General features: G+C 61.6%; 18 protein-coding genes and 1 tRNA gene. 14 read left to right on the plus strand and 5 right to left on the minus strand.

Features of this window, described 5'->3' with window-relative positions; all coding sequences use genetic code 11:
- The first annotated feature begins 71 nt into the window (after nucleotides 1-71).
- Both LJY25_RS09200 and LJY25_RS09205 read left to right on the plus strand, forming a co-directional pair.
- The gene (locus LJY25_RS09200; RefSeq protein WP_227608030.1) at nucleotides 72-1,274 is read left to right on the plus strand and encodes a PAS domain-containing sensor histidine kinase; all 1,203 of its coding nucleotides are present in this window, start codon (nucleotides 72-74) and stop codon (nucleotides 1,272-1,274) included.
- A 60-nt stretch (nucleotides 1,275-1,334) separates the two neighbouring features.
- Nucleotides 1,335-1,757 carry a response regulator gene (locus tag LJY25_RS09205; protein WP_227608031.1) on the plus strand — a complete coding sequence of 141 codons (423 nt, stop codon included), beginning with the start codon at nucleotides 1,335-1,337 and terminating at the stop codon, nucleotides 1,755-1,757.
- A 368-nt stretch (nucleotides 1,758-2,125) separates the two neighbouring features.
- On the opposite strand, the gene LJY25_RS09210 is transcribed toward LJY25_RS09205, so the two are convergent.
- Nucleotides 2,126-2,830, minus strand: a complete 705-nt coding sequence (locus LJY25_RS09210) for a hypothetical protein (protein ID WP_227608032.1) — start codon at nucleotides 2,828-2,830, stop codon at nucleotides 2,126-2,128.
- A gap of 122 nt (nucleotides 2,831-2,952) precedes the next feature.
- Nucleotides 2,953-3,025: transfer RNA gene (locus LJY25_RS09215), tRNA-Lys, on the minus strand.
- A gap of 269 nt (nucleotides 3,026-3,294) precedes the next feature.
- Here LJY25_RS09215 and LJY25_RS09220 point away from each other — a divergent pair.
- A complete protein-coding gene (locus tag LJY25_RS09220) occupies nucleotides 3,295-3,819 on the plus strand; it encodes a hypothetical protein (protein ID WP_227608033.1) in 525 nt (174 codons plus the stop codon).
- A gap of 28 nt (nucleotides 3,820-3,847) precedes the next feature.
- On the opposite strand, the gene LJY25_RS09225 is transcribed toward LJY25_RS09220, so the two are convergent.
- Nucleotides 3,848-4,654, minus strand: coding sequence for an SDR family oxidoreductase (locus LJY25_RS09225; RefSeq protein WP_227608034.1), 807 nt, complete (start codon nucleotides 4,652-4,654; stop codon nucleotides 3,848-3,850).
- A gap of 574 nt (nucleotides 4,655-5,228) precedes the next feature.
- On the opposite strand from LJY25_RS09225, the gene LJY25_RS21360 reads away from it, so the two are divergent.
- The 6 genes from LJY25_RS21360 (at nucleotide 5,229) to LJY25_RS09265 (ending at nucleotide 16,804) form a co-directional block, all read left to right on the plus strand.
- On the plus strand, nucleotides 5,229-7,472 hold the full coding sequence (locus tag LJY25_RS21360; RefSeq protein WP_317206587.1) for a GEVED domain-containing protein: 2,244 nt from the start codon (nucleotides 5,229-5,231) through the stop codon (nucleotides 7,470-7,472).
- Nucleotides 7,473-7,539: 67 nt separating this feature from the next.
- On the plus strand, nucleotides 7,540-13,218 hold the full coding sequence (locus LJY25_RS09245; protein ID WP_227608035.1) for a T9SS type B sorting domain-containing protein: 5,679 nt from the start codon (nucleotides 7,540-7,542) through the stop codon (nucleotides 13,216-13,218).
- A 229-nt stretch (nucleotides 13,219-13,447) separates the two neighbouring features.
- Nucleotides 13,448-14,857: a 23S rRNA (uracil(1939)-C(5))-methyltransferase RlmD gene (gene rlmD, locus LJY25_RS09250; RefSeq protein WP_394799958.1), complete on the plus strand. Its 1,410-nt coding sequence runs from the start codon at nucleotides 13,448-13,450 to the stop codon at nucleotides 14,855-14,857.
- 164 nt (nucleotides 14,858-15,021) lie between these two features.
- Nucleotides 15,022-15,417 carry a hypothetical protein gene (locus LJY25_RS09255; protein ID WP_227608036.1) on the plus strand — a complete coding sequence of 132 codons (396 nt, stop codon included), beginning with the start codon at nucleotides 15,022-15,024 and terminating at the stop codon, nucleotides 15,415-15,417.
- Nucleotides 15,417-15,791 (plus strand): hypothetical protein, encoded by a 375-nt coding sequence (locus LJY25_RS09260; RefSeq protein WP_227608037.1) that lies wholly within the window; start codon nucleotides 15,417-15,419, stop codon nucleotides 15,789-15,791. Before LJY25_RS09255 ends, LJY25_RS09260 begins: the two co-directional genes overlap by 1 nt.
- Nucleotides 15,792-15,859: 68 nt before the next feature.
- Entirely contained in the window at nucleotides 15,860-16,804 is a 945-nt protein-coding gene (locus LJY25_RS09265) for a hypothetical protein (protein ID WP_227608038.1), read from the plus strand.
- A 258-nt stretch (nucleotides 16,805-17,062) separates the two neighbouring features.
- Here the strand turns inward: LJY25_RS09265 and thiL are convergent, their stop codons facing one another.
- Nucleotides 17,063-18,091, minus strand: coding sequence for a thiamine-phosphate kinase (thiL, locus tag LJY25_RS09270; RefSeq protein ID WP_227608039.1), 1,029 nt, complete (start codon nucleotides 18,089-18,091; stop codon nucleotides 17,063-17,065).
- Nucleotides 18,092-18,248: 157 nt separating this feature from the next.
- Entirely contained in the window at nucleotides 18,249-19,322 is a 1,074-nt protein-coding gene (locus LJY25_RS09275; protein ID WP_227608040.1) for a T9SS type A sorting domain-containing protein, read from the minus strand.
- Between the two features lie 272 nt (nucleotides 19,323-19,594).
- Between LJY25_RS09275 and LJY25_RS09280 the strand changes: the two genes are divergently transcribed.
- The 5 genes from LJY25_RS09280 to paaD all read left to right on the plus strand — a co-directional run bounded on the left by LJY25_RS09280 (nucleotide 19,595) and on the right by paaD (nucleotide 23,379).
- Nucleotides 19,595-20,200, plus strand: a complete 606-nt coding sequence (locus LJY25_RS09280) for a TetR/AcrR family transcriptional regulator (protein ID WP_227608041.1) — start codon at nucleotides 19,595-19,597, stop codon at nucleotides 20,198-20,200.
- Between the two features lie 71 nt (nucleotides 20,201-20,271).
- Entirely contained in the window at nucleotides 20,272-21,264 is a 993-nt protein-coding gene (gene paaA, locus LJY25_RS09285) for a 1,2-phenylacetyl-CoA epoxidase subunit PaaA (RefSeq protein WP_227608042.1), read from the plus strand.
- Between the two features lie 127 nt (nucleotides 21,265-21,391).
- Complete coding sequence (locus LJY25_RS09290) at nucleotides 21,392-22,057, plus strand: phenylacetic acid degradation b (protein WP_227608043.1); 666 nt, start codon at nucleotides 21,392-21,394, stop codon at nucleotides 22,055-22,057.
- Nucleotides 22,054-22,818, plus strand: a complete 765-nt coding sequence (gene paaC, locus LJY25_RS09295) for a 1,2-phenylacetyl-CoA epoxidase subunit PaaC (RefSeq protein ID WP_227608044.1) — start codon at nucleotides 22,054-22,056, stop codon at nucleotides 22,816-22,818. The genes LJY25_RS09290 and paaC overlap by 4 nt, the downstream gene beginning before the upstream one ends.
- A gap of 57 nt (nucleotides 22,819-22,875) precedes the next feature.
- Nucleotides 22,876-23,379 carry a 1,2-phenylacetyl-CoA epoxidase subunit PaaD gene (gene paaD, locus LJY25_RS09300; protein ID WP_227608045.1) on the plus strand — a complete coding sequence of 168 codons (504 nt, stop codon included), beginning with the start codon at nucleotides 22,876-22,878 and terminating at the stop codon, nucleotides 23,377-23,379.
- Nucleotides 23,380-23,397: the final 18 nt, after the last annotated feature.

A 23,397-nucleotide genomic window follows, 5' to 3' on the forward strand; every position in this document is an offset into this window, starting at 1 on the left:
CCAGTCACTACCTTCACCAGTAGGTATCCCTGCCCGTATCCGCGTGCCGGTTCAGTTAATTTCTATTCCGCATGCATTCAGCGCCCGAACCCAATGCCAACGCCGACTCTCTGGCCGCCGAAAATGCCGCTCTGCTTGAGGAAGTCCGCCTGCTTCGCCAACAGCAGGGCGATATCGCCAAGCACCAGGATGCCTACGCGCAAAGCCAGGCCCGCTTCCGCACGGTGTTCGAGAATTCGCCCCTGGGCCAGAAAATCATCGACCCCGACCTTTGCATCCGCCAGGTCAACCAGGCTGTTGTCGACATGCTCGGCTACACGAGCCCGGAGGACCTGCTCGGCCGTAAAATCCTTGAGTTCACCCATCCCGACCACCGTGCCGACTGGCGGGAGCTGCAGCAGCGCCTGTGGGCGCACAAGCTGCCTCATTTTGCCTTGGAAACGTGTCTGATCCGGAAGGATGGCTCCTCGTTCTGGTGCCAGATCACCTCGGTGCTTTTTCCCGACGAGGGAGCTGAGCTGGGTTACACGATCCTGGAGGATATTTCTGAGCGCAAAAAGCTTGAAACCTCGCTCAAGCGCGTCTACGACGCGCAGGAAACGATTCTGCAGCTTGCTACGCACGATCTTAAAAGCCCGATTGCCCACATCCAGCTGCTCACTGACCTGCTCCAGCGCGAGGTAGCCAGCCGCAGTGGGCAGGGGCCGCCGCCCCCGGAGATGGTGCACTACCTGACCCTGATTCACACCGCCTGTGCCCACGCCACCACCCTGCTTGAAGATGTGCTCTATATCGGTGACCTCGACGAGCACGGCCTGCAAAAGACGCCTACTGACCTGCCCGCCTTTGTAACCACGCGGCTGGCGGTGCACCAGCTGGCCGCGCGGGCAGCCGGCGTGACCCTGGCCCTGGATCTGCCCGCCGAAGGACTCCACGCCCGGCTTCATCCCGAGAAGTTCAGCCGCGTGCTCGACAACCTGCTCGGCAACGCGCTAAAATTCACCCCGGCCGGCGGAACCGTCACGCTGCGCGTGGCCGCGCACAACGGCAAAGTTCGGTTCACGGTGCAGGATACCGGCATTGGCATCCCCGGCAAGCTGCACAACCACCTGTTCGATAAATTCAACCCTACCCGTCGCGCCGGCCTGCAGGGCGAAACCACCACCGGCTTGGGCCTGTTTATTGCTAAGCAGATCGTGGAGCTCCACGGCGGCGACATCTGGCTTGAAAGCCGCGAACAGGCTGGTTCCAGCTTCTTTATCGAGCTGCCGTAGCTACGCCCTGCAAACTCCTACCCACTGCCGCCCCGCGCAGCCTTCTGCCTTTTCTACCCGATGATAAAACTTTCCAGCGTTCTGCTGGTCGACGACGACCCTCTGACCAACCACCTGAACGAACGACTCCTGCAAAGCCTGGGGGTAGCCGACCAGTACCTTTCGGCCAACGACGGCGCCCAGGCGCTTCTGGCGCTGAATGACCTCGTCGCCACCGCCGACCCACTACGGCCGGTGCTCATCCTGCTTGATGTCAAGATGCCCGGGATGGATGGCATGGCTTTCCTCGACGCCTACCAGCGGCTGCCACCAGCCCAGCAGCAGGCCGTGGTCATCGTTATGCATACCGCCTCCATGACGTCAATTGACCTGGGACGTATCGATGCGCTGCCCGTTGCCGGCCTGGTCAGCAAGCCGCTTAACAAAGAGAAGCTCGACACCATCCTTAAGCTTCATTACCAGCGCCAGTTTCCGGAAGCGTAAGGATTTCCTTTTGTTTTTGTAAGCGTGAAGCTTCTAACCTTCCGCTGTTTCAGGATGAGGCCCGGGTGGTATTCTGGCTTTTCTTTCAGCAGGATACATGTTTATGGAGGCCATGCCATGACGGCAAGGGGTTTGCTGCCTTATGCCACAACGCGCCGAAAAGTGAAGGCATACGCAGAACTATCGCACCCTGAATGAGGACCTATTGAACTTCACCTAGGCACCTTCTGCGCTGAGGTGTATTACGACTCGGATACCAACCGGCCGCTGCGCACCCGCACGTTCACCTGCCGGAAGTGCCTGCCCGACTATGCGGTGTATGTGAAGCTGGAAAGCCTAGGCCAGTGCATCGGCTGGTCTGACGGCCTTCAACGTCTGTTCTCAGATGGGAAGAAGACAACAGGATCTACGGAAGCCATATACCCGGGAGACTGACTGCCTACATAGTAGCGAATGGTCATGGTAGCCCGACATGGTTCGGCGAAGGTAATGGAATAGATCACCAGCAGATTCGGGTGATGAACCGACATCTTCGGCACATTGAACACCAACTCGCCGTTCCGCCCTGGCATGCTGGCTTCAATAAAACCGTCCGTGGGGATGTTTTTGCACTGAACGCCGACCTGGACCACGCCGCTTGGCAACTCCAGTTCATACTGCCGCTCATGGACGTTGCCTTTCGTAAAGCGGGTAGTCATGTTGTCGCTGTCACTCATGGTGGAAGTGGAATACAGGTTGGAAGGTATGCTGAGCAAAGTAAAGAATGCTTGGGAAAAGAGCCCCGGCGCGGCAGATGACTTATTTTGCCACTCCATCGTGCACCGGCTTACCCCAGCCAACAACAGAAGCAGTACCAGATCCACCGCCAGCAACAAGCGGTTGCGTCGTTGGAGCTTACCGCCGGTGCGGTAGCCCCGCTTGCGGGTGCCGTCATCGTGGCCACTGATACTGGGGCCGCCTGGGCTACGTTCCAGTCCGATATCGAGGGGGTACTTTCGCACTGAGCCCAATACCCAGCCAATGTCCTCGGCAATGGTCTTGCCGAGAATCTTAGCGTAGAGCTGCTCGGCCAACTTGTTAGTGCAGCCTAGTGTGCCACCACAATCCAAAATGATAGGGGCTCGCCTTATCCTCGCACACCAATTCGCACCCTAAAAACAAAAACACCGCCTCTGAATCAGAGGCGGTGTTTTAGTGATCCCGCTGGGATTCGAACCCAGGACCCGTACATTAAAAGTGTACTGCTCTACCAGCTGAGCTACAGAATCGTTTATTTGCAGCCGGGAATTGTGTTCCCTGATTGCGGATGCAAAAGTAGAAGCCCCCCTCTAATTCACCAAATGTTTTGCTAAAAAAAGCGCAATTATTTTTCCTGTTTTGGACTATTCTCACCCAACCGGTTCTGGGACAAAATGATAGCCCAAACCTTGCGAAAGCAGATTCGCTGTTTGACCGGGGGCGTTTTGAGGCGGCTTATCCACTCTACCGGCAGGTACTACGGCAGGAGCAGCAAGCCTCCCCCCGCCTACTGCTTCGGATGGCCTTTGTGCAGGAAAGCCTGGGCCACTCCCCGGCAGCGCTGTACTACCTGAGCTTAGCCCAGGCCCGGCAGCCGCGCAAAGCCACCTGGCAGAAAATGGCGGAGCTGGCGCAAAATCACCGGCTTACGGGCTACCCCGATACCTGGCGGCAACGCCTGCTGATTACCTTCCGGCAGTATTACTACCGCCTGCTGCAGTTCCTGCTGATTGGCGCAGTGGTGGGTGGGCTGCTCCTGCTGATGCGCCGCCGTAACACTAACTGGGGCTGGTGGGCATTCTACTGCTTCTACCTCGTGGCAGTGGGTCTCTACCTGAACCTGCTGGCCCCGGGGCGGGCAGGCATCGTGACCCGCCCCCGCGCGGCGCTGATGGGTGGACCCAGCGCCGGGGCCGACTGGCTGAGCACCGCCGCCGCCGGCGACCGGCTGGTGGTGCAGGACCGGCAGGACATCTGGTATCGGGTACTATGGCGGGGTAAGGATGCCTACATCCGCCAGCACGACCTGATTATGGTGCAGTAAACCAAGAGGCGTTGGAAATGCCGGCAGGCTACTTCAGGGGAGAGTTTTCTTCCTTACGGAAGTGGTTGAGCACCAACTTGTCGGTAAGGGAGGGCAGCCATTTATTCAGGAATACGGTGAGCTTGCCCTGACCGGTAAGCACCATGTCGCGGCGCCGCTGCTGTACGGCCTTGAGCATGTGTTCGGCCACCTCCTCGCTGCTCATCATAGCGCCCTCGTCGCGGGGCGACTCGCCCTGGGCACTGCCATCGGCGGCCAGGGCCGTCTGGCGGATGTTGGAGGCTGTGAAACCCGGGCAGGCAACCAGCACGTGGACGCCCTGGGGCAGCAGCTCGGTGCGGAGGGCTTCCAGAAAGCCCTGCATGGCAAATTTAGAAGCTGAGTAGCCCGTGCGGCCCGGCAGCCCCCGGTACCCGGCAATGCTGGAGACGCCCACAATCGAGCCCTTGCTGGCTACGATGTGAGGCAAAGCGAACTTGGTCGTGTAAACCGTGCCAAAGAAGTTGGTTTGCATTAGCTGCCGGATAACGTCGAGCGAGGCATCCTGAAACGTGGCCCGCATGGAGATGCCGGCATTGTTGATCAGCACGTCGAGCTTGCCAAAGGCCGCTACCGTGGTGGAAATGGCCCGTTCGGCATCGGCCTCCACGCCGACATCGGCCCGGACCGCCCGGTTGTCGATACCGGCCTGGGTAAGCTCCCGGCTGGTGGCCGCCAGACGGGCTTCGTCGCGGCCGGTGATGACGACCCGGGCGCCGGCCCGGCCAAAGGCCAGAGCACAGGCCCGGCCAATGCCCGAGGTTCCGCCGGTGATAAGCACTACTTTATCTTTCATGTAGTCAGCTGTTAACCTGGTAGATAAGCAAGAAATTCAAAAAGGAATACCCATGGTAGAAGTACCGCCTCGCCCGAAATTGCGGGCTTGTTTCACCCCAGCGGGCAGCCTGAGTCCGGTCCGGCCGGTGGTAGTACCTGCGCCTTGCCGGGCAAAACTACGGGTTTACCTTCCCAAAAACCCAGGGGGCCGTCCGCTCACGTCCTTGGCTTACCCGGCCAGTTAGCCCCTGAAAGCAATTTCCGGGCTTACCCCACCCCTCTCCCGGGCTCCTGCTGCCAGTCAAACCAGCTGCCCAGCCTACCTTTTTCTAACGGGCCACCGGTAACCAGCCCTACTTTGTATGAGCCGCTGGCTTATCGTCGACGGGCACGAATTACTGAGGCGGCGAAAGTAAACCCTGAGCGGCGTCGGCAGTCAACGCCGCTCCTTAAAACAACGTTTTCCAGGCTCCGGATAAAGGAAAAGCACCCCGTACGCAACCTATAGTATATCTGGAGAGTCGTGTTAAAGAGTTGGATTTAGTGGCTACATTTATGGCACTCTTCCCCCCCGGAATTAACGAGCATCACCTATGAATAAAAATCTACCCGCACTTCGCCTTACTTCCAAGCGCCTGGGCCGTTGCTGCCTGCTTGCCTTGCTGCTGGTTTTCCGCGCGGGATGGGCCCAGGCCCAGTGCCCGGCGGCTACCAGCACCTGCACGCCCGGTGCGGCGCCCTCGTCGAGCTTTCCGTTTGGCATGGGAATCCTGAACGTGAACCTCGGGACCATCAACAACACCACCGGCGGAGTGACGGAAGGGTTCCGGGACTACTCCTGCACGCTCAACGCCAACCTCACCGTGGGCACGGACCATGCCATCCGCATCCGAACCAATGCCAATGCCGCCGAAAACGTGCGCGTATGGGTGGACCTCGACAACAACGGCACGCTCAACCCCACGAGCGAGCTGGTATTCAGCTCGTCGGTGCAGGGCCAGCACAGTGGCGTGGTGCGGTTTCCGGCTACCGCAACCCTGGGCGTGCGGCTCCGCATGCGCGTGGCGGCTGACTATGTGAATGCGCCTATTCCCACGCCCTGCTCCACCCCGCAGTATTCCCAGACCGAGGACTACTCCGTGACCCTGGCTGCCAACACCACGCCTCCGGTGGCCGAGTTTATTGCCGACCAGACCGTGACCTGCTCGGGCTGCATCCAGTTCACTGACCAGAGCCAGAACGCCCCCGCCTCTTGGCTTTGGAACTTTGGCGATAATACCACCAGCACCCAGCAGAACCCGCGTCACTGCTACACTACCCCCGGCACCTACACCGTGACGCTGACCGTGACGAATGCGGCCGGCACCAGCGCCCCACGGACCCGCACCAACTACATTACCTACAACAACCAGGTGCCGGTAGCCGCCAGCTGTACGCCCGCCACTACCGCCTACTGCTGCGGCTACGGCATTACCCGGCTGACGCTGGGCACGCTCAACCAGGCTTCGGTGAACGGCATGGCCGGCTACGAGGACTTTACCTGTGCAGGCCGGGTTCAGCTCACGGAAACCACGCCCTACCCCATCAGCATCACCACGGGCACCAATCCCCAGGACGTGCGCGTGTGGCTGGACCTCGACAACAACGGCGTCTTCAATCCGACTACCGAGCAGCTCTTCGTCGCGCTGAACGCCACGAACCCCACCGGCAGCATCACGATTCCAAGCTCGGCGCTGAAGAACGTACCCCTGCGCCTGCGGGTAATGGCTGACTTTGTGGGCGGAGCCGCCGGCCCCTGCGACGCCCCGCAGCTGGGCCAGGTCGAGGACTATACGGTGACGGTACTAGCCAACACGGCCCCGCCCGTAGCGACTTTCACGTCGAACTATGTCCCTGGTGGCTGCCAGAACCCGATCCAGTTCACCGACCAGTCGCGAAATGTGGTGACGGGCTGGCTGTGGAACTTCGGCGACAACACCACCAGCACCCAGCAGAATCCTTCGCACACGTACACTACGTCGGGCACGTACACCGTGACGCTGACCGTCACCAGCCCGTATGGCTCGAATCAGACAAGTCAGGTCGTAACCGTGCAGATTCCGTGCGTGAACTACTGCGCCTCTTCGGGCGTGAATAACAACGTCTGGATGACCAGCGTGACAGCCAACGTGGTGGCCCCTGACCCGGCCTTCAGCAGCTTTACCGGCGCTGAGCGCAATGGCTACGGCTCCTACCTGGACCGGCGCCTGGTAGTGCGCCTGGGAACCACGCGCACCCTGAGCATCACTACCAACGCCAACTTTGGCCGAACCAACACCGTCTGGATCGACTGGAACCAGGACGGAACGTTTTCCCCGTCGGAGCTGGTCATGAATGCGGTGTCAAACAACCAGGTCACGTTCACCGGTCAGTTCGTCGTGCCTACCAGCACCGCCTTCGCAGGCCTGACCCGCATGCGGGTGGTGGTGCGCCTGAACGGCAACGTGGCCAACCCCTGCGTGGTAGGGCAGCCCAACTCCGAAACCGAGGATTATCTGGTGCAGGTGGTTAACCCTCTGGCCACCCTGGAGGCCCACACCATGCCTTCGCTGAGCGTATTTCCGAACCCTACCACTACGGGGCAGCTGCACCTGCGGCTGACGGACGGCAACGCGGCCGGAGCCTACACCGCTACAGTTGAGAACCTGCTGGGCGCCAAGGCACTCAGCACCAGCCTGCAACTCAAGCCCGCCGCCGATGCCACGCTGGACCTGTCGGCACTGCCCCAGGGCATCTACGTGCTGCGTCTGCTGGGAGCCGACGGCCAGACGGCCCTGCGCCGGATTGTGCGCGAGTAAGCACCGTCCCCTTCCCTGTTTTCATTCTACTTGGCCCTGCCCGGGGCTTACTCCTTACCCAACTTCTATGCGCACACTTTTACTGCGCAGCTTTTTGCTGCTGGTACTGCTTCTCGGATTCCGGGCCCTGCCGGCTTCGGCTTCCCACCTCTTCGGAGGGGAGATGAAGTACCGCTACCTCGGGTCCAACGGCCCGGCCAATGCCCCGTTTCGCTACGAGATATCGGTGTTTATCTACGTGAACACGGCCAGCCCGGCCACCCCACCCGACCCGCTGGACCCGAGTAAGCACATCGGAAAAGTGTCGGCCCCAGTTAACTTTTACAACAAGTCGCAGAACAACTCACTGATTTTCACGATCAATATTCCGCGCACCAGCTACGCCTACATCGTGCCCCCCAGCCCGGGCGGCTGCCCACCCGCCGGGGGCTCCCCACCCCTGACGCTGGTCAAGTACATCCAGGTGGTGAACCTGCCGGTATCCTTTTCCGGCTACTACGCCACCTTCACCGATATTGCCCGCAACAACGACGTAACCAACATTCTGAATCCGGGCAACACCAACATGACGCTGTTTGTGGACATGGCGCCCCCGCTGATTCCGAACTCGTCGCCCTCCTTTTCCGACACGGCCGTAGCCGTCATCTGTGCCGGCGACACGAGCATTATCCTCAATAACGCCTTCGACGCCGACGGGGACCGGCTGATCTACTCGTTTGGGGTACCGTACCAGGGCAGCCCCGGCGGGGTGTTCAACCCGCCCCCGGCGCCCATCACGTATTTCAACAACACGTACAGCGTGACCCGCCCCTTCGGCAGCGGCCCGGGAAACTATGCGGCCCTGAATGCCAGTACGGGACTAGGCCAGTACGCAGCCCCGGCCCCGGGTAACTTCGCCGTCGCCGTGGATGTCAAGGAATACCGAACAATCAACGGGCAGGAAATTCTGGTTGGGTCCACCCGACGAGATATCCAGCTCGTGGCGAGGACCTGCCTTGCGAACAATGCCCCGGTTTTCTCAAGCACCTCCACCCCGCTCCGCAACTTCACCATTGAGGAAGGCCAGAGCCTGAGCTTCAACCTGGCTGCCACGGACCCGGACGGAAACCAATCGATTTCTATCCGCGTGAACAGTGCCCTGCTCGATGGATCGGGGGGCTTCGACGCAACATTCAACAACAACCCGGGCACGGTGCTGCCCGGCAACCCCACCGGCACGGCCAACGTGACGGCTACCGGGACCGTGAGCGGCCTGTTCCGCTTTAACTCCACCTGCGGCACTGCCCGCCGCACGCCCTACGACGTGGTGGTTACCATCACGGACAACGTCTGCGGCAGCAAAAGCCGCTCGGAGGTGTTTCAGATTCTGGTTAACAAGGGCCCCTCGCCTACCAAGGTAGACGGGGACAGCGTCATCTGCGACCGGAATCAGGTTCGGACCTACTCGGCCCTGGGCCCGGCCGCCAACAGCTACCGGTGGACGGTACTCGGCGGCACGGTTCAGGGTCCGGCCACGGGCAACACCGTTCAGGTGATCTGGAACGGCACCGGTGCCGGCCGCGTCGTAGCGAAGGGCGTTTCGTCCTTCGGCTGCCTTTCCGACTCGGCCACCCGCAACGTGGACATCCGCCCCTCCAGCTCGCTGGCCGTCAGCCCCAGCACCAACATCTGCCTCGGGTCCTCGACTACGCTGACGGCAACCGGCGGCCAGAACTTTACCTGGACCGGGGGCAACCAGACCTTCACCGGCCCCAGCATCACGGTCAGCCCTACCCAGACGACTACCTACACCGTAACCTCCACGGATGGGGTCTGCACTGCTACCCGGCAGGTGACCGTAACGGTGAATCCGCTGCCCGTCGTGAATGCCGGTGCCAACCGGACTGTCTGCTCGGGCGAGACGACCACGCTGGGCTCAGCCGCTGTTGCTGGTCAGACCTACCAGTGGAGCCCCGCCACCGGCCTGAGCAGCAGCACTGCTGCTCAGCCTACGTTCAGCATGACCAACACCGGTCCGGCGCCCATCGTCCAGACCTACATGGTAACCGCTACCACGACCCAGGGCTGCACAGCTACCAGCACCGTCACCATCACGGTGAACCCGGCCGCTACTGCCGACGCCGGACCAAACCGCGCGGTTTGCTCGGGTGAGTCGACCGTATTGGGAACCGCGGCTTCTGCCCTACCCCAGACCTACTCGTGGAGCCCGGCGACGGGGCTAAGCAGCGCCACTGCCGCCCAGCCTACGTTCCTGCTCACCAACACGACCTCGGCGCCGCAGACGTACACCTACACGCTGACGACCACAACCGACGCCGGCTGCACCGCGACGAGCACGGTAACGGTTACCGTGAACCAGGCCGCCGTAGCAGTTGCCGGTATTAACCGGGCCGTGTGCTCCGGAGAGTCTACTACGCTGGGTTCGGCAGCTGTTGCCGGTCAGACCTACTCGTGGAGCCCGGCAACGGGGTTGAGCAGCGCCACTGCCGCCCAGCCTACGTTCCTGCTCAACAACACGACCTCGGCGCCTATCGTCCAGACTTATACCCTGACCGCTACCACGGCCCAGGGCTGCACGGCGACGAGCACGGTAACGGTCACGGTGAACCCGGCTGCGGTGGCTGATGCGGGCCCGGCCCGCACGTTCTGCTCCGGCGGCACGGCGTCGCTGGGCAACGCGGCCAGCGTGGTCGCCGGCACCACCTATGCGTGGAGCCCGGCCACGGGCCTGAGCAGCGCCACCTCGGCCACGCCCAGCGTCACGCTCACCAACACCGGCCCGGCGCCCATCACCCAGACCTACACGCTGACGACCACAACCGACGCCGGCTGCACCGCGACGAGCACGGTAACGGTGACCGTGAACCAGGCCGCCGTAGCTAACGCCGGTACTAACCGGGCAGTTTGCTCGGGCGAGACGACCACGCTGGGCTCAGCCGCTGTTGCTGGTCAGACCTACCAGTGGAGCCCCGCCACCGGCCTGAGCAGCAGCACTGCTGCCCAGCCCGTGTTTGAGGTTACGAATACAACCTCCGCGCCGCAGACCTTCACCTACACCCTGACCGCCACCACGGCCCAGGGCTGCACAGCTACCAGCGCGGTAACCGTTACCGTGAACCAGGCGGCTCAGGCCAATGCCGGTACCAACCGGGCAGTTTGCTCCGGAGAGTCTACTACGCTCGGCTCAGCTGCCGTCGCCGGCCAGACCTACCAGTGGAGCCCGGCCGCGAATCTGAGCAGCGCCACGTCCGCCCAACCGGTGTTCCAGGCCATCAACATGACCTCGGGCCCGCAGACGTTCACGTACACCGTCACGGCTACGACGGCCCAGGGCTGCGTGGCCACCAGCACGGTAACCGTAACGGTGAACCAGGCCGCCCAGGCTGTTGCCGGCACGAGCCGGGCTGTTTGCTCGGGCGAGACGACTACGCTGGGTTCGGCGGCCGTTGCCGGCCAGACCTACTCGTGGAGCCCCGCCACCGGCCTGAGTAGCGCCACTGCCGCCCAGCCTACGTTCCTGCTGACCAATACCGGCCCGGCGCCTATCGTCCAGACCTACACCCTGACTGCTACCACGGCCCAGGGCTGCACAGCCACCAGCACCGTCACCATCACGGTGAACCCGGCCGCCATTGCCAACGCCGGCCCCAACACCGCCGTCTGCGATGCCAAACAGGTGACGCTGGGTACGCCGGCCCTGGCCGGTCAGACCTACAGCTGGAGCCCGGCCACCAACCTGAGTAGCACCACTGCTGCCCAGCCGGTGCTGACCGGGGTGAACACCACCGCCAACCCCATTACCCTTACCTACACCCTGACGGCCCGCACGGCGCTGAACTGCACCAGCACCTCCACGGTGCAGGTAGTGGTGAATCCCCGGCCGGCCGCCGACAGCATCCAGGGCACCCGCTCGGTTTGCCCCACGGTGCAGGGCGTAGCTTACTCCATCCGCTCGCCCCGGGGCTCGGCCTACACCTGGCTGATTTCGGGCGGCACCATTGCCAGCGGACAGGGCACCAGCGCCGTTACGGTAAACTGGGGCGCGGCCAATGCCAACGCCAGCATCTCCGCCTTCCGCCTGAATGCGCAGGGTTGCTCTTCCGACACGATTACCCTGCCGGTTCGCATCAACCAGCTGCTGAACACCGCCACCCCGACCGGCCCGCTGCGGGTTTGTCAGGCGGACGGCCCGTTCACCTACCAGACGACGTTCACCAACGGCTCGGTCTACGCCTGGGAGCTGGTGGGCGCTACGCAGGTCAGTACCAACCAGTCGTCGGTTGTCGTGAACTTCACCCGCCCCGGCATCGCCAAGCTCGTGGTAACGGAAACCAGCAACCCCGCCGGAGGCGTGGTGCGCTGCTTTGGCCGCTCGGATACGCTCTACGTGAACGTGCTGCCGTCGCCGGCCGCCAACCTGGCCATTGCCGGCCCGGCCCGGGTGTGCTCGGGCAGCGGCCCGGTTAGCTTCTCGCTGCCCGGCGCCACTGGCTCTGCTTACCAGTTCACCCTGAACGGTGCACCGGTAACGGCCACCGGCAACACGGCCAGCTTCCCGGCTCCCACCCTGCCCGCGGGCAGCACGGCGCCGGTAGCCTATACGCTAACGGCCCGGGAAACCAATGCCAGCGGCTGCGTAGGCACGGTCTACACCCGGCAGTTCCTCGTAGACCCCACGCCGCTGGCACTGACGGTGACCGGTCCGGCCAGCGTGTGCCCCGAAAGCGGTCCGCTGACGTACTCGGTGACGGGCCAGCCCGGCTCTACCTTTGCCTGGACGGTAACCGGCGGCACCATCGCCACGGGCCAGGGCACGAACACCATCACCGTTACCTTTGCGGCTGGTACCGGCGCGAAATCGGTGGCCGTAACGGAAACGTCGAGCTTCGGCTGCGGCGGCGCGGCGGTGACCCGCGTAGTCAGCACCGACAACGTGAGCCTGGCGCTGAACGCTACGTCAGTGGAGCAGGACGACCGGAAGGTGACCCTGAACCTGGCCGCCGCCAACAACACCGGCAACACCAACCGCGTGAACATTCTGCGGAAAAACGCCGGGTCAACCGGACCATTCACCGCCGTGACGAATGTACCCAACACGACTACCTCGTTTACCGACAACTCGGTAGACGCCGATGCGCAGGCCTACACCTACCGCATCGAGCTTACCAACTCCTGCGGTACGGTGCTCAACAGCACCGAGCACACCACCATGCGGGCCGAGGCTGTCGTTACTGAAACCCAGCAGGGCCGCAACGAGGGCAAAGTGAAGGTGCGCTGGAACGCCTACCAGGGCTTCACGGTCAGCAAGTACGAGGTGTACCGCACCGCCGACGGCGGCACGCCCGAGCTGGTTGCCACGGTAACGACGGGGCCGCTTGAAACCGAGCTGGCGACTACCAGCGCTGGCTTCAACCAGGAGTTCCGGGTGAAGGCTATCAGCACCGGCACCAGCCCACTGAGCTCCTTCTCCAACGGGGCCAGCATCACGTTCGACAACAAGCTGCAGTTCTACAACGTCATCACCCCGAACGGGGACGGACTGAACGACGCCCTGTTCATCGACAACGTGGCCCTGTACCCCGGCAACACCCTGACCATCTTCAACCGCTGGGGCAAGGAGGTATTCAACGCCACCAACTACAACAATAACTGGCAGGCCGATGGTCAGCCGGCCGGCGTGTACTACTACCTGTTCAAGCAGTCGAACGGCAGCTCGTACAAGGGCTGGGTGGAAGTGGTGAAGTAGACCGCACCTGGATTAATCTGAAAAAAGGCGCTCCGCACGGGGCGCCTTTTTTGTTGGCCGGCAGCTGGCTGCCAGGCTTTATATAATTAAACGTCTATGCAGACCGCCTTTTACCCGGTGTGGACCGTTTGCCGGTCGTCCCGCTTATCTGATACCGACGGATTTCGGCTGGCTCCGGAAAATCAACTGCCGGCACCCACGGCTCCAAATCCGTGGCTACCTTTGCCTCGTGACTGCAAAATCGAAAAACATCCCGGCGGAGCTGCTCCGCGAAGTCGAAATCACCGACATGGTAGCCGAGGGCAAGTGCCTCGTGCGCCGCGACAACCTGGTCATCTTCGTAACCGGCGTCGCTCCCGGCGACGTGGTCGACCTGCGCATTACCCGCTCCAAGAAAAGCTTTCTGGAGGCCGCCCCGACGCACTTTCATAAATACTCCGACCTGCGGGTAGAGCCCTTCTGCCAGCACTTCGGCACCTGCGGGGGCTGCAAGTGGCAGCATCTGGGCTACGACACCCAGCTGCACTACAAGCAGCAGCAGGTGGAAGACACCCTGCAGCGCATCGGCAAGGTGGAGATTCCCGAGGTGCAGCCCATCGTGCACTCCCCGGCCCGCACGTACTATCGCAATAAGCTCGAGTACACCTTCAGCTTTATGGGCTGGCTGACCAACGAGCAGATCAAAAGCGGGGAAGACTACGACCGGCGGGTGCTGGGCTTCCATACCCCGGGGCGGTTCGACAAGATCATCGACGTGCAGCACTGCTGGCTGCAGCCCAACCCCTCAAACCAGATCCGCCTGGCTTTGCGCGACTTCGCCCGGGAAAACATGCTGCGCTTTGGCAACATCGTGAAGCAGACCGGCCTGCTGCGCAACCTGATCATCCGCACGGCCAACACCGGCGACCTGATGGTGATTCTGCAGTGCTACCGCCAGCACCACATGATTCCGGTGATTCTGGACCACCTGGCCGAGAAGTTCCCCGAAATCACCTCGCTCAACTACGTGCTCAACGACAAGGGCAACGAAACCTTCCACGACCTGGAGGTGGTGTGCTACAAGGGCGAGCCCTACATCCACGAGGAAATGGAGGGGCTGCGGTTCCGGGTGGGGCCGAAGTCGTTTTACCAGACCAACTCCGCAGGGGCCTACACGCTGTATAAACTGGCCCGGGAGTTTGCCGGCCTTACCGGCTCCGAGCTGGTGTACGACCTCTACACCGGAGCCGGCACCATTGCCAACTTCGTGGCCCGGCAGGCCCGGCACGTGGTGGGCGTGGAGTACGTGGAGCAGGCCGTGCAGGACGCCTACGTGAACTCGGAAATCAACAACATCACCAACACCGAGTTCTACGCCGGCGACATGAAGGACGTGCTAAACGCCGAGTTTATCGAAAAGCACGGCCGCCCCGACGTGGTCATCACCGACCCGCCCCGGGCCGGCATGCACGAGGACGTTATTGCCCGCCTGCTGGAAATGCGCGCCCCGCGCATCGTGTACGTGAGCTGCAACCCGGCTACCCAGGCCCGGGACCTGGAGCTGCTCGACCCGGCCTACAAAGTGACGCGCGTGCAGCCAGTCGATATGTTCCCGCATACCCACCACGTAGAGAACGTGGTGCTGCTGGAGCTGCGGTGAGCTTTGGCCACCGGATGAGCCGGCAGGATGCGGGCATATCAATTCGGGAGAACAAGCTTTTTGTCCCCCGTGAATGGTTTGCTGACCTTGCTGGGCTTTTTCCTATCTTCTCACTTTGGGTTTTTAGTGCAATAGTATTCTTTAAAACTTCTGACTTAGCCAGAATGCAGATTCCACTCTTCGTAGCAACGGGGGCTTTATTCTGCTATGCCGTGTATTGCTTGGTGCATGAGCGTGATCTGGCAACTGTCGACACCGACCTAAGTGCGGCGGAAAACAGACAATTAATTGTCTTCACTTTTCAGAAGCTAGGTTGGGGCATCACGCAAAACACCCAGTATGTAGTGCGGGCAGACGTGCCTCATAAGTGGTATGGGTTCGTGGGGCAGACAGCAACCGCACTAATCCAGGAGAAGGCGGTTCATTTGAATATCCTCCACCACAGTGCTTCCAAAGGAAGGTCGCCGTTTTCGTATGGCTTCAACGGCAAAAAGCTAACTCAGCTAATCAGAACGATTAGTGAGATTATGCCCTCTATCACGAATAACCAAGATAACTAATGGACTACTCCAACGACCCCGAGCTGAATGGCAAGTACCTCGGCACTATCACCAAGGACTTCGCCATGGTGTCCGACACGCTGATGGAAGCTTCTTCCCAGATCCGCAAGCGCGACATCTCCGAGTATCCCATCTTTGTGTTTGCCCGCCAGGAAGTGCCCCTGGGCGGCCTACTCGTGAATGCCGACGACGCCAACCTGGAATGGCACGTATTTGCGTCCTACCTGGAGCTGTTCGTGCAGCAGGGCATTGTGGGTCAGGAGGGCATCGAAGCCTTTCAGCAGACCTACAAGGACCCCAACGAGTTCTGCTGCCTGTTCGTGCTGGACGAGGAGTTTACCAAGTTCGTGTTCGTGCCGTATCCGGAAGACTAGCCCTGTCTCGTACACACTCCGCGCGAAGCAACTCCGCGAAACCTGCGCCTAACCTTGCGAAACCTCGCGTGAAAAACCTGCTCCTTCTCTCCGCCGCTGCCCTCTTACTCGCCGGTGCCCAGTGCTCCTCCGCCCCCGCCGAGGCCCCTGCTAAAGCTGCTGCCCTGCCCGACGGGTTTGGGGCTTACTGGTTTCAGGGCAAGGCCGAGCTTACCAGCTACGACCTGGAGCAGGGTCGGTACGGGGAGCTGCGCAAGGGTGAAGCGGTGCTGGTGTTCGTGACCGAGGACCTCTCGCGCCGCAAGCAGGTCAAGCTCGACGACCCGGCCAAGGCCCCGCCCGGCGACAAAGTGCCGGTGCTCAAGCTCAACACGTCGAAGAAGTTCCTGACTGGAGTGTACCCGTACTCCATCATGACCTCGTCCTACACGCCCCTAAACCAGGCCACCGACCCGCGCAGCCTGAAAGTGAGTACCTCGGTGCAGGAATGGTGCGGGCACATCTTTACCCAGCTCAACCTGCGGGGCAAGAAGTACGCGGTTTCGCAAAAGTCCTACTTCGAAAGCGAAGGCGACACGGAAACGACGATAGACGCCACCCTGCTGGAAGATGAGCTCTGGAACCGTATTCGCCTGAACCCGGCCGGCCTGCCCCGCGGCAAGGTGCAGCTGGTGCCGGGCACCGTGTACAGCCGCCTCCAGCACCAGCCCCTGCAGCCCGTACCCGCCGAACTAAGCCTAAGCGACGCACCGGTCGGGCGTTTTGGCTCCATGCCGGCTTCAGCGTACCGGATTGCCTACTCCGGCACCGAGCATGAGGTGGTCATCTACTTCCAGAAAGCCTTTCCACACGTAATTCTGGGCTGGGAAGAAACCTACCTCGACCGGATTGCCGCCCAGCCCATCCGCCTCACCACCCGGGCCACCCGCCGCAAAACCATCCAGCTCGACTACTGGCGCACCCACGCCAACGCCGACCTGCGCTGGCGCGACTCCCTGGGTTTGGGACGGTGATGTTTTATAAGCTGCAAGCCGCAAGCTTCAGGCTGCAAGCTTTTTGGTCGTTTGTCATACTTGATTTGTCGTCCGGCAAAGCCGAAGGGCGTTCCTCACTTGCCTACAAGCTCCCCTGACGAAAAAGCCCTCTACCTTTGCTGGCAGAGGGCTTTTTTTCATAGATTCCGGTTCGGCGCGTATTATAGGCCGATGCTTAGCGCCGCTCAGAATGACAGAACGATAAAAAGCTTGCAGCCTGAATCTTAAAGCTTGTGGCTAAAAATGCTCCCAGCCCTGGGCTTTCAGCGGCACCGGCTGGCCGGCTTTGGTAATCAGGTTCACGCCCTCGCTCTGCGCGACCATATGGCCGACGATGGTGATGTCGGGGTGGTTTTTAAGCTTGGCATGGTCGGCCAGGGGCACGGTGAACAGCAGCTCGTAGTCTTCGCCCCCGTTGAGCATGCACATGATGGGGTCAAGGTTGAACTCGGCGGCTACTTCCAGCATGGGGTTGGCGGCGGGCAGGTTTTCGGAGAAGATGCGGGCCCCGGTGCCGGAAGCCTTGCACAGGTGCAGCACCTCGGAGGCCAGGCCGTCGGAAATATCAATCATGCTGGTCGGCATCACGCCCAGGTCGCGCAGCTCGTGAATGACGTCCATGCGCGCTTCGGGCCGCAGCTGCCGCTGCACCACGTAGGTGTACTTATCCAGCTCCGGCTGCATCTCCGGGTCGGCCAGGAAGGCCTGCTTTTCGCGCTCCAGCACCTGCAAGCCCAAAAAGGCTCCGCCCAGGTCGCCGGTTACGCAGATCAGGTCGTTGGCCTGGGCTCCGCTGCGGCGCACGCCCATGCCTTTCGGCACGTGGCCCAGGGCCGTGATGCTGATGGTCAGCCCGCCCCGACTGGCGGTGGTGTCGCCCCCTACCAGGTCCACTTTATAGCTTTCACAGGCCAGACGCATGCCTTCGTACAGCTCCTCCAGGGCTTCCACCGAGTAGCGGGCACCCACGGCCAGTCCCACCACAATCTGGGTGGGCACCCCGTTCATGGCGGCAATATCTGACACGTTCACGGCCACGGCCTTGTAGCCCACGTGCTTGAGCGGACAGAAGGTGAGGTCGAAGTGCACGCCTTCCACCAGCAGGTCGGTGCTGACGACCAGGTCGTGGCCGGGGTCCGGGCTCAGGATGGCCGCGTCGTCGCCGATACCAAGCACGGTGCTGGGCTGGCTTAGCGTCACGGATTTCTGCAGCCGCCGGATCAAACCAAATTCGCCGACCTGGTCGAGGGGAGTTATTTCGCTCATGCTAATCGAGGATCTAAAGGAAAAGACAAAGGTAGAAAGCAGATGTCAGGACCGGCCTATACGGTTTGCAAAGCCCGGGCGCCGCTTTGGAGCGGGGTATAAAAGCAAAAAGGAGGGAATTGCTTCCCTCCTTTCCATACGCACAAGGTAGTGGGGCTTACTGAACCACCAGCTCCTTGTAGATCTTGGTCTGACCATCGGCGCTGATGAACTGCACGAAGTACAGGCCGGCCTTCAGGTTTGACACGTCGAGCGACACTTTCTCGGTCGACAGACCCTGGGGCTTGGCCATGATGGTCTGGCCCAGGTTGTTGATCACGGTGATGGTGCTCACTTTTACGTCGGTCAGCTCTACGGTAGCAGTGCCCGAAGCGGGGTTGGGGTACACGCTGATGCCGGCGTTGAACTGCTCAAGCGTCTTCAAAGGGCCGTACAGGCCAAAGGGACCGTTGTAGTCGTTGTGCTCACCCAGGCGGGCATAGCTTTGGGCACCGGGATTCTGCACGCCGCCGGGGAAAGCCGTGGAGTACGACTCCCACTCGGTGGAGATGTTGTAGCCGGCCGGGTTGGGGTTGGTAGGCGTCCCCTGGGGCTGGGGGTTTACACGCACACCGCTCGAAACGGTGGGGCGACGAATCAGCGACTGGTTGGCCGAGGTCACGAGCGTGCCGCTGGCATCGGTGGCCGACCACGACGTGCCGGGGTCCTGACCGATTACGCCGAAGATGTCGATGATAACGCCGGTGCCGGTGCCGGCCGTGGCGCCGGTATAGCGCACCAGAGCCATGGCGTCATTTCCGTTGAAATAGGCAATGCCACCGGTACGGACGGTGTTCGGTCCGGGTGTCTGGTAAAGAGCGCCCAGCTGGTTGGCGCTGTTCAGCAGGGCGGGCAGCGTCGCCTCCCCGTTGGCGTACACGAAAGCTGCCGCCGAGTTCAGCGTGTTAGGGGCCCCGTTTTTCCGCACCAGGCGCTCTTCTTCGGTTACGGTCGTGCTGCCGTTAGAGTAGCGCCGCAGCGAGTAGGGATTCAGGTTAACCGTGGAGGTAGTCGGGTTGAATACTTCAATAGCCCGCTCATTGCCGGTGGAGTTGGAAACGCCGCCGTTGTAGCTCACGCCCGATTGGTGGGCTCCCTCAATGTACTCGGACAGGAAAAGCTCAGTGCCCTGGGCAAACGAGGAAGCTGAGGCGAACAGCAGCGCAGAAGCCAGTAAGTAGTGTTTTTTCATAAAAGCGGGAAGAAAGTGGTAGAGGCAACAGGTATGACACGCAATCTGAAGTCAAAGATACGTGTTTGCCCGCACTTAGGTGATTACCGCAACATCAAATTATTCGGTTCCCTCTAAAATCAGGGCGGGCGTAGTGGCCTGATAGCCAATCGGCTGCCGGCAAGGCTTGGCCAAAAACAAAATTTGCTAACGAACGTTAGGAAACATATCTTTGTTTGCCTGAATAGCTGCTGCTATGGCAGCGTTTCACTTGTTCTGCTGCATTTCCTCTCATGCCCACCAAGTCGCCCGTCCGCTCCCGCAAGGCTCAGATCGAGCAGAAAGCCACGGCCCTGTTCCGGACCCGGGGCTTCGCGGGCACGAGCATGCGCGAGCTGGCCACCGAGCTGGGTATGGAAGCCGGCAGCCTCTATTCCCACATCCGCTCCAAGGAAGAGCTGCTGCACCGCATCTGCTTTGAGCTGGCCGAGCTTTTTTTCGCCGGCTTCAGCGCCGCCACCCAGGAGGCCGGGCGGCCGGTTTCCTTCCAGCTTCGCCTGGCCATTGAAAGCCACGTGCGGGTCCTGACGCGCGACGTAGCTGCTTCGGCAGTATTTCTGCACGAGTGGCGCCACCTGAGCGAGCCGGCCCGCACCGAGTTCCTGGCCTTGCGCGAGCAGTACGAAGCCGGATTCCGGCGGCTGGTGCAGCAAGGCACGGCCACCGGCGAGCTGACGACACCCGACCCCGCTTTCGCTACGCTTACCCTGCTTGCCAGCCTGAACTGGCTGCCCACCTGGTACCGCCCCGACGGTACGCTTACCCCCGACGAAATTGGTCACCGCCTCGCCGAGCAGCTTCTGCGCGGGCTGGCGGCGAAAGAGCAACCCAGTAACTGAGCAGGCCGCTCGTCCGCCTTTTTTGGCCACCTGCCACTACCTAAACCCACCACTTCAAAACGCCCACCACCATGTACGGATCCGCCAGCACCGACCACCTGCCGACCAACGCCCCGACCGGCCTGGAAAACGAAGACCCCATCCTGCTGGCCGAGTTTGAGGCCCGCATTGCCCGCGGTGAGAAGATCGAGCCCAACGACTGGATGCCGGCGCTTTACCGCAAGCAGCTCATCCGCATGATCGAGCAGCACGCCCACTCCGAAATCATCGGCTCCCTGCCCGAGGGCACTTGGATCACCCGGGCTCCCGGCTTCCGTCGCAAGATGGCTCAGATGGCCAAGGTGCAGGACGAGGTAGGCCACGCCCAGCTGCTGTACTCGGCCGCCGAAACCCTGGGCAAAACCCGGGAGCAGATGCTGTCCGACCTGATCAACGGCAAGAGCAAGTACTCCAACGTGTTCAACTACCCGGCCTATACCTGGGCCGACTCCAACGTTATTTCCTGGCTGATCGACGCCGGTGCCATTGTCAACCAGATGGCCAACGCCAAGGGCTCCTACGGCCCTTACTGCCGGGCCCTGGACCGGATCTGCGCCGAAGAGGCCTTCCACCTGAAGTACGGGCACGACGCCGTGGTGCATCTGGCAACCGGTACGCCCACCCAGCGCCGCATGATTCAGGAAGCACTGAACCGGTGGTGGGCGCCCATCATGACGTTCTTCGGCCCGTCCGACAAGATGAGCGTGCACACCGAGATTCTGATGCGCTGGAAAGTGAAAATGGCCTCGAACGACCATTGCCGCCAGCAGTTCCTCGACATGTACGTGCCCAAGATCTGGGAAGTGGGCCTGACCCTGCCCGACCCGAACCTGCGCAAAAACGAGGAAACCGGACAGTGGGAATTCACCGAGCCCGACTGGGAAGACTTCAAGCGCGTCATCAACGGCGACGGGCCCTGCAACGCGGAGCGCCTGGCCGTGCGCCGGGCCGCCGAGGAAAACGGTGCCTGGGTGCGCCGCGCCCTGCTCTCCCCCAAAGCTCAGTACGTACGCCCCCTGGCTTAATGGTGAGGTAGCGCCTCCGGGAAAGTGAGGAAAAGCCAGCTGCCGCGGTATTGCCCGGTCAGTACGTTTCCTTTTCCCGCAGGCGCCTTTTTCACTTCTTCCCCCTTCTTCTCATTCACCTTCCCGGATGAACTCCTTAGATCCGCGCATTACCCGCCTGGGCCTGCCCGATGCGCCCCCACCCCCGCCGGACAAGTTGGCCCTGGACCAGTTTGAAACCTACGAGGCCTTTCACCAGAAAAAGGAAGGCACCGCCTACGCCTACGTGGGCCCCGTGCACGCCCCTTCGGCCGACGTGGCATTCCTGTTTGCCAAAGAGCAGTACAGCCGCCGCTTTGCCTGCACCGGCATGTGGGTAGTCCCGACCACCTCGGTCCACCTCTCGCCCTACGCCGACGACAACGCTTCGGTGTACGATGAACTGCCGGCCGCGGAGCAGACGGGCAATGCCTCTACAGCCGAGCAGCAGGAGGAAGCACTGTATACAGCTGGTGATGAGGACTATGACATCTTTCACCTGAAGAAGCGGGGCAAGGCGCACGTACACGTCGGCAGGGTGCGGGCAACCAGCCCGGCCGCGGCCCTGCAGGTGGCCAAAGCCGTGTTCGGGGACCAGCGCCCGGTGGTAAACGTGTGGGTAGTGCGCTCCGCCGACGTGCTGCGCTCCGACGACGAGGACCGTGACATCTGGCTTACCACGCCCGAAAAGAAGTACCGCGACGCCATGGCCTACCGGGTTCAGGACAAGATCGAGCGGTTTAAACAGGAACAAAAAAACGCCCCCCAGGTATGAGTGCTGCCAACTCCGACGCGCTGAAAGATCTTCTCTACCGCCTCGCCGACGACCAGCTGATTCTGGGTCACCGCAACTCTGAGTGGAACGGCCTGGGTCCGATTCTGGAGGAAGACATTGCCTTTTCGTCGATGGCCCAGGACAAGCTCGGCCACAGCCTCCAGCTCTACCTGCTGCTCCAGGGTTTGGGCGAGGCCGAGCCCGACACGGTAGCATTCACCCGCAACGCGCCCCAGTTTCATTGCGCCCAGCTGGTGGAGCTGCCCATCGGTGAGTACGACTTCAGCCTGATCCGCCACTTTCTGTTCGATACGGCCGAGCTGCTGCGCTTTGAGTTGCTAAGCCAGAGCTCCTACGAGCCCCTGGCTCAGGTAGCCCGCAAGCTCAAAGGCGAGCTGAAGTACCACGTGCTGCACGCCAATACCTGGATCAAACAGCTCGGCTCCTCCACCGAAGAGGCCATCGACCGGCTGCAGGGCTCCCTTAATTTCGCAATGCCCTACGCCCTGGGTCTGTTCGAGAAGACCGGCTATGAGGAGGCGCTGATTGCTGAAGGCATCTTTGTGGGCGAGGACGAGCTCAAGGCCGGCTGGATTGAGAAAATAACCGTCATCCTGGCCCAGACCAGCCTGGAGTTGCCCGACCTGACGACCCTCACGCCCGTGTACGGCGGCCGCGCCGGTCAGCACACCGAGCACCTGCAGCCGCTGCTCGACGAAATGGCTGAGGTATTCCGTGTCGACCCTACCGCGGAGTGGTAGCCTCTCCTGTGCTATTGGCTGTCAGCTACTAGCTATTAGCTTCTAAAACGCACCGCTATGGAACCCAACCCCTCCGCCCCGATAACCGAAAGTCAGATTCTGACCTGGCTCGAAGTAGTGAAGGACCCGGAAATCCCGGTGCTTTCCCTGATTGACCTGGGCGTGATTCGCGGCGTCAGCATTGCCGAAACCGGGCAGGTTACCGTGACGATGACGCCTACTTTCTCGGGCTGCCCGGCCATGGACTACATGCAGCGCGACGTAGAGCAAACCCTGCACGCGCACGGCGTGGCCGACGTGGTGGTGCGGATGAGCTTTGACGAGCCCTGGAGCACCAACCTGATGACCGAGGCGGGGCGCCTGGCGCTCAAAGAGTTTGGCCTGGCACCGCCGCCGGCTTACCAGCAGGTGCTCGACCTCGACATTCTGGAATACGCCCAGTGCCCGCGCTGCAACGGTACCAATACCACCATGCGCAGTCCGTTCGGGGCCACGCTCTGCCGCTCCATGCACTACTGCAACGACTGCCGGCAGATGTTTGAACAATTCAAGCCGCTGTGAATATTTCGCCGCCGTTTG

Origin of the sequence: Hymenobacter translucens (assembly GCF_020685205.1) — a bacterium.
Lineage (GTDB): Bacteria > Bacteroidota > Bacteroidia > Cytophagales > Hymenobacteraceae > Hymenobacter > Hymenobacter translucens.

Coding starts and splice junctions, on each gene's coding strand:
- paaA (WP_227608042.1), top strand. CDS start 20,272: ATGTACGGATCCGCCAGCACCGACCACCTGCCGACCAACGCCCCGACC.
- LJY25_RS09225 (WP_227608034.1), bottom strand. CDS start 4,654: ATGAAAGATAAAGTAGTGCTTATCACCGGCGGAACCTCGGGCATTGGC.
- LJY25_RS21360 (WP_317206587.1), top strand. CDS start 5,229: ATGAATAAAAATCTACCCGCACTTCGCCTTACTTCCAAGCGCCTGGGC.
- LJY25_RS09220 (WP_227608033.1), top strand. CDS start 3,295: ATGGCCTTTGTGCAGGAAAGCCTGGGCCACTCCCCGGCAGCGCTGTAC.
- LJY25_RS09200 (WP_227608030.1), top strand. CDS start 72: ATGCATTCAGCGCCCGAACCCAATGCCAACGCCGACTCTCTGGCCGCC.
- LJY25_RS09205 (WP_227608031.1), top strand. CDS start 1,335: ATGATAAAACTTTCCAGCGTTCTGCTGGTCGACGACGACCCTCTGACC.
- LJY25_RS09290 (WP_227608043.1), top strand. CDS start 21,392: ATGAACTCCTTAGATCCGCGCATTACCCGCCTGGGCCTGCCCGATGCG.
- paaD (WP_227608045.1), top strand. CDS start 22,876: ATGGAACCCAACCCCTCCGCCCCGATAACCGAAAGTCAGATTCTGACC.
- paaC (WP_227608044.1), top strand. CDS start 22,054: ATGAGTGCTGCCAACTCCGACGCGCTGAAAGATCTTCTCTACCGCCTC.
- LJY25_RS09280 (WP_227608041.1), top strand. CDS start 19,595: ATGCCCACCAAGTCGCCCGTCCGCTCCCGCAAGGCTCAGATCGAGCAG.
- LJY25_RS09245 (WP_227608035.1), top strand. CDS start 7,540: ATGCGCACACTTTTACTGCGCAGCTTTTTGCTGCTGGTACTGCTTCTC.
- LJY25_RS09260 (WP_227608037.1), top strand. CDS start 15,417: ATGGACTACTCCAACGACCCCGAGCTGAATGGCAAGTACCTCGGCACT.
- LJY25_RS09275 (WP_227608040.1), bottom strand. CDS start 19,322: ATGAAAAAACACTACTTACTGGCTTCTGCGCTGCTGTTCGCCTCAGCT.
- LJY25_RS09255 (WP_227608036.1), top strand. CDS start 15,022: ATGCAGATTCCACTCTTCGTAGCAACGGGGGCTTTATTCTGCTATGCC.
- thiL (WP_227608039.1), bottom strand. CDS start 18,091: ATGAGCGAAATAACTCCCCTCGACCAGGTCGGCGAATTTGGTTTGATC.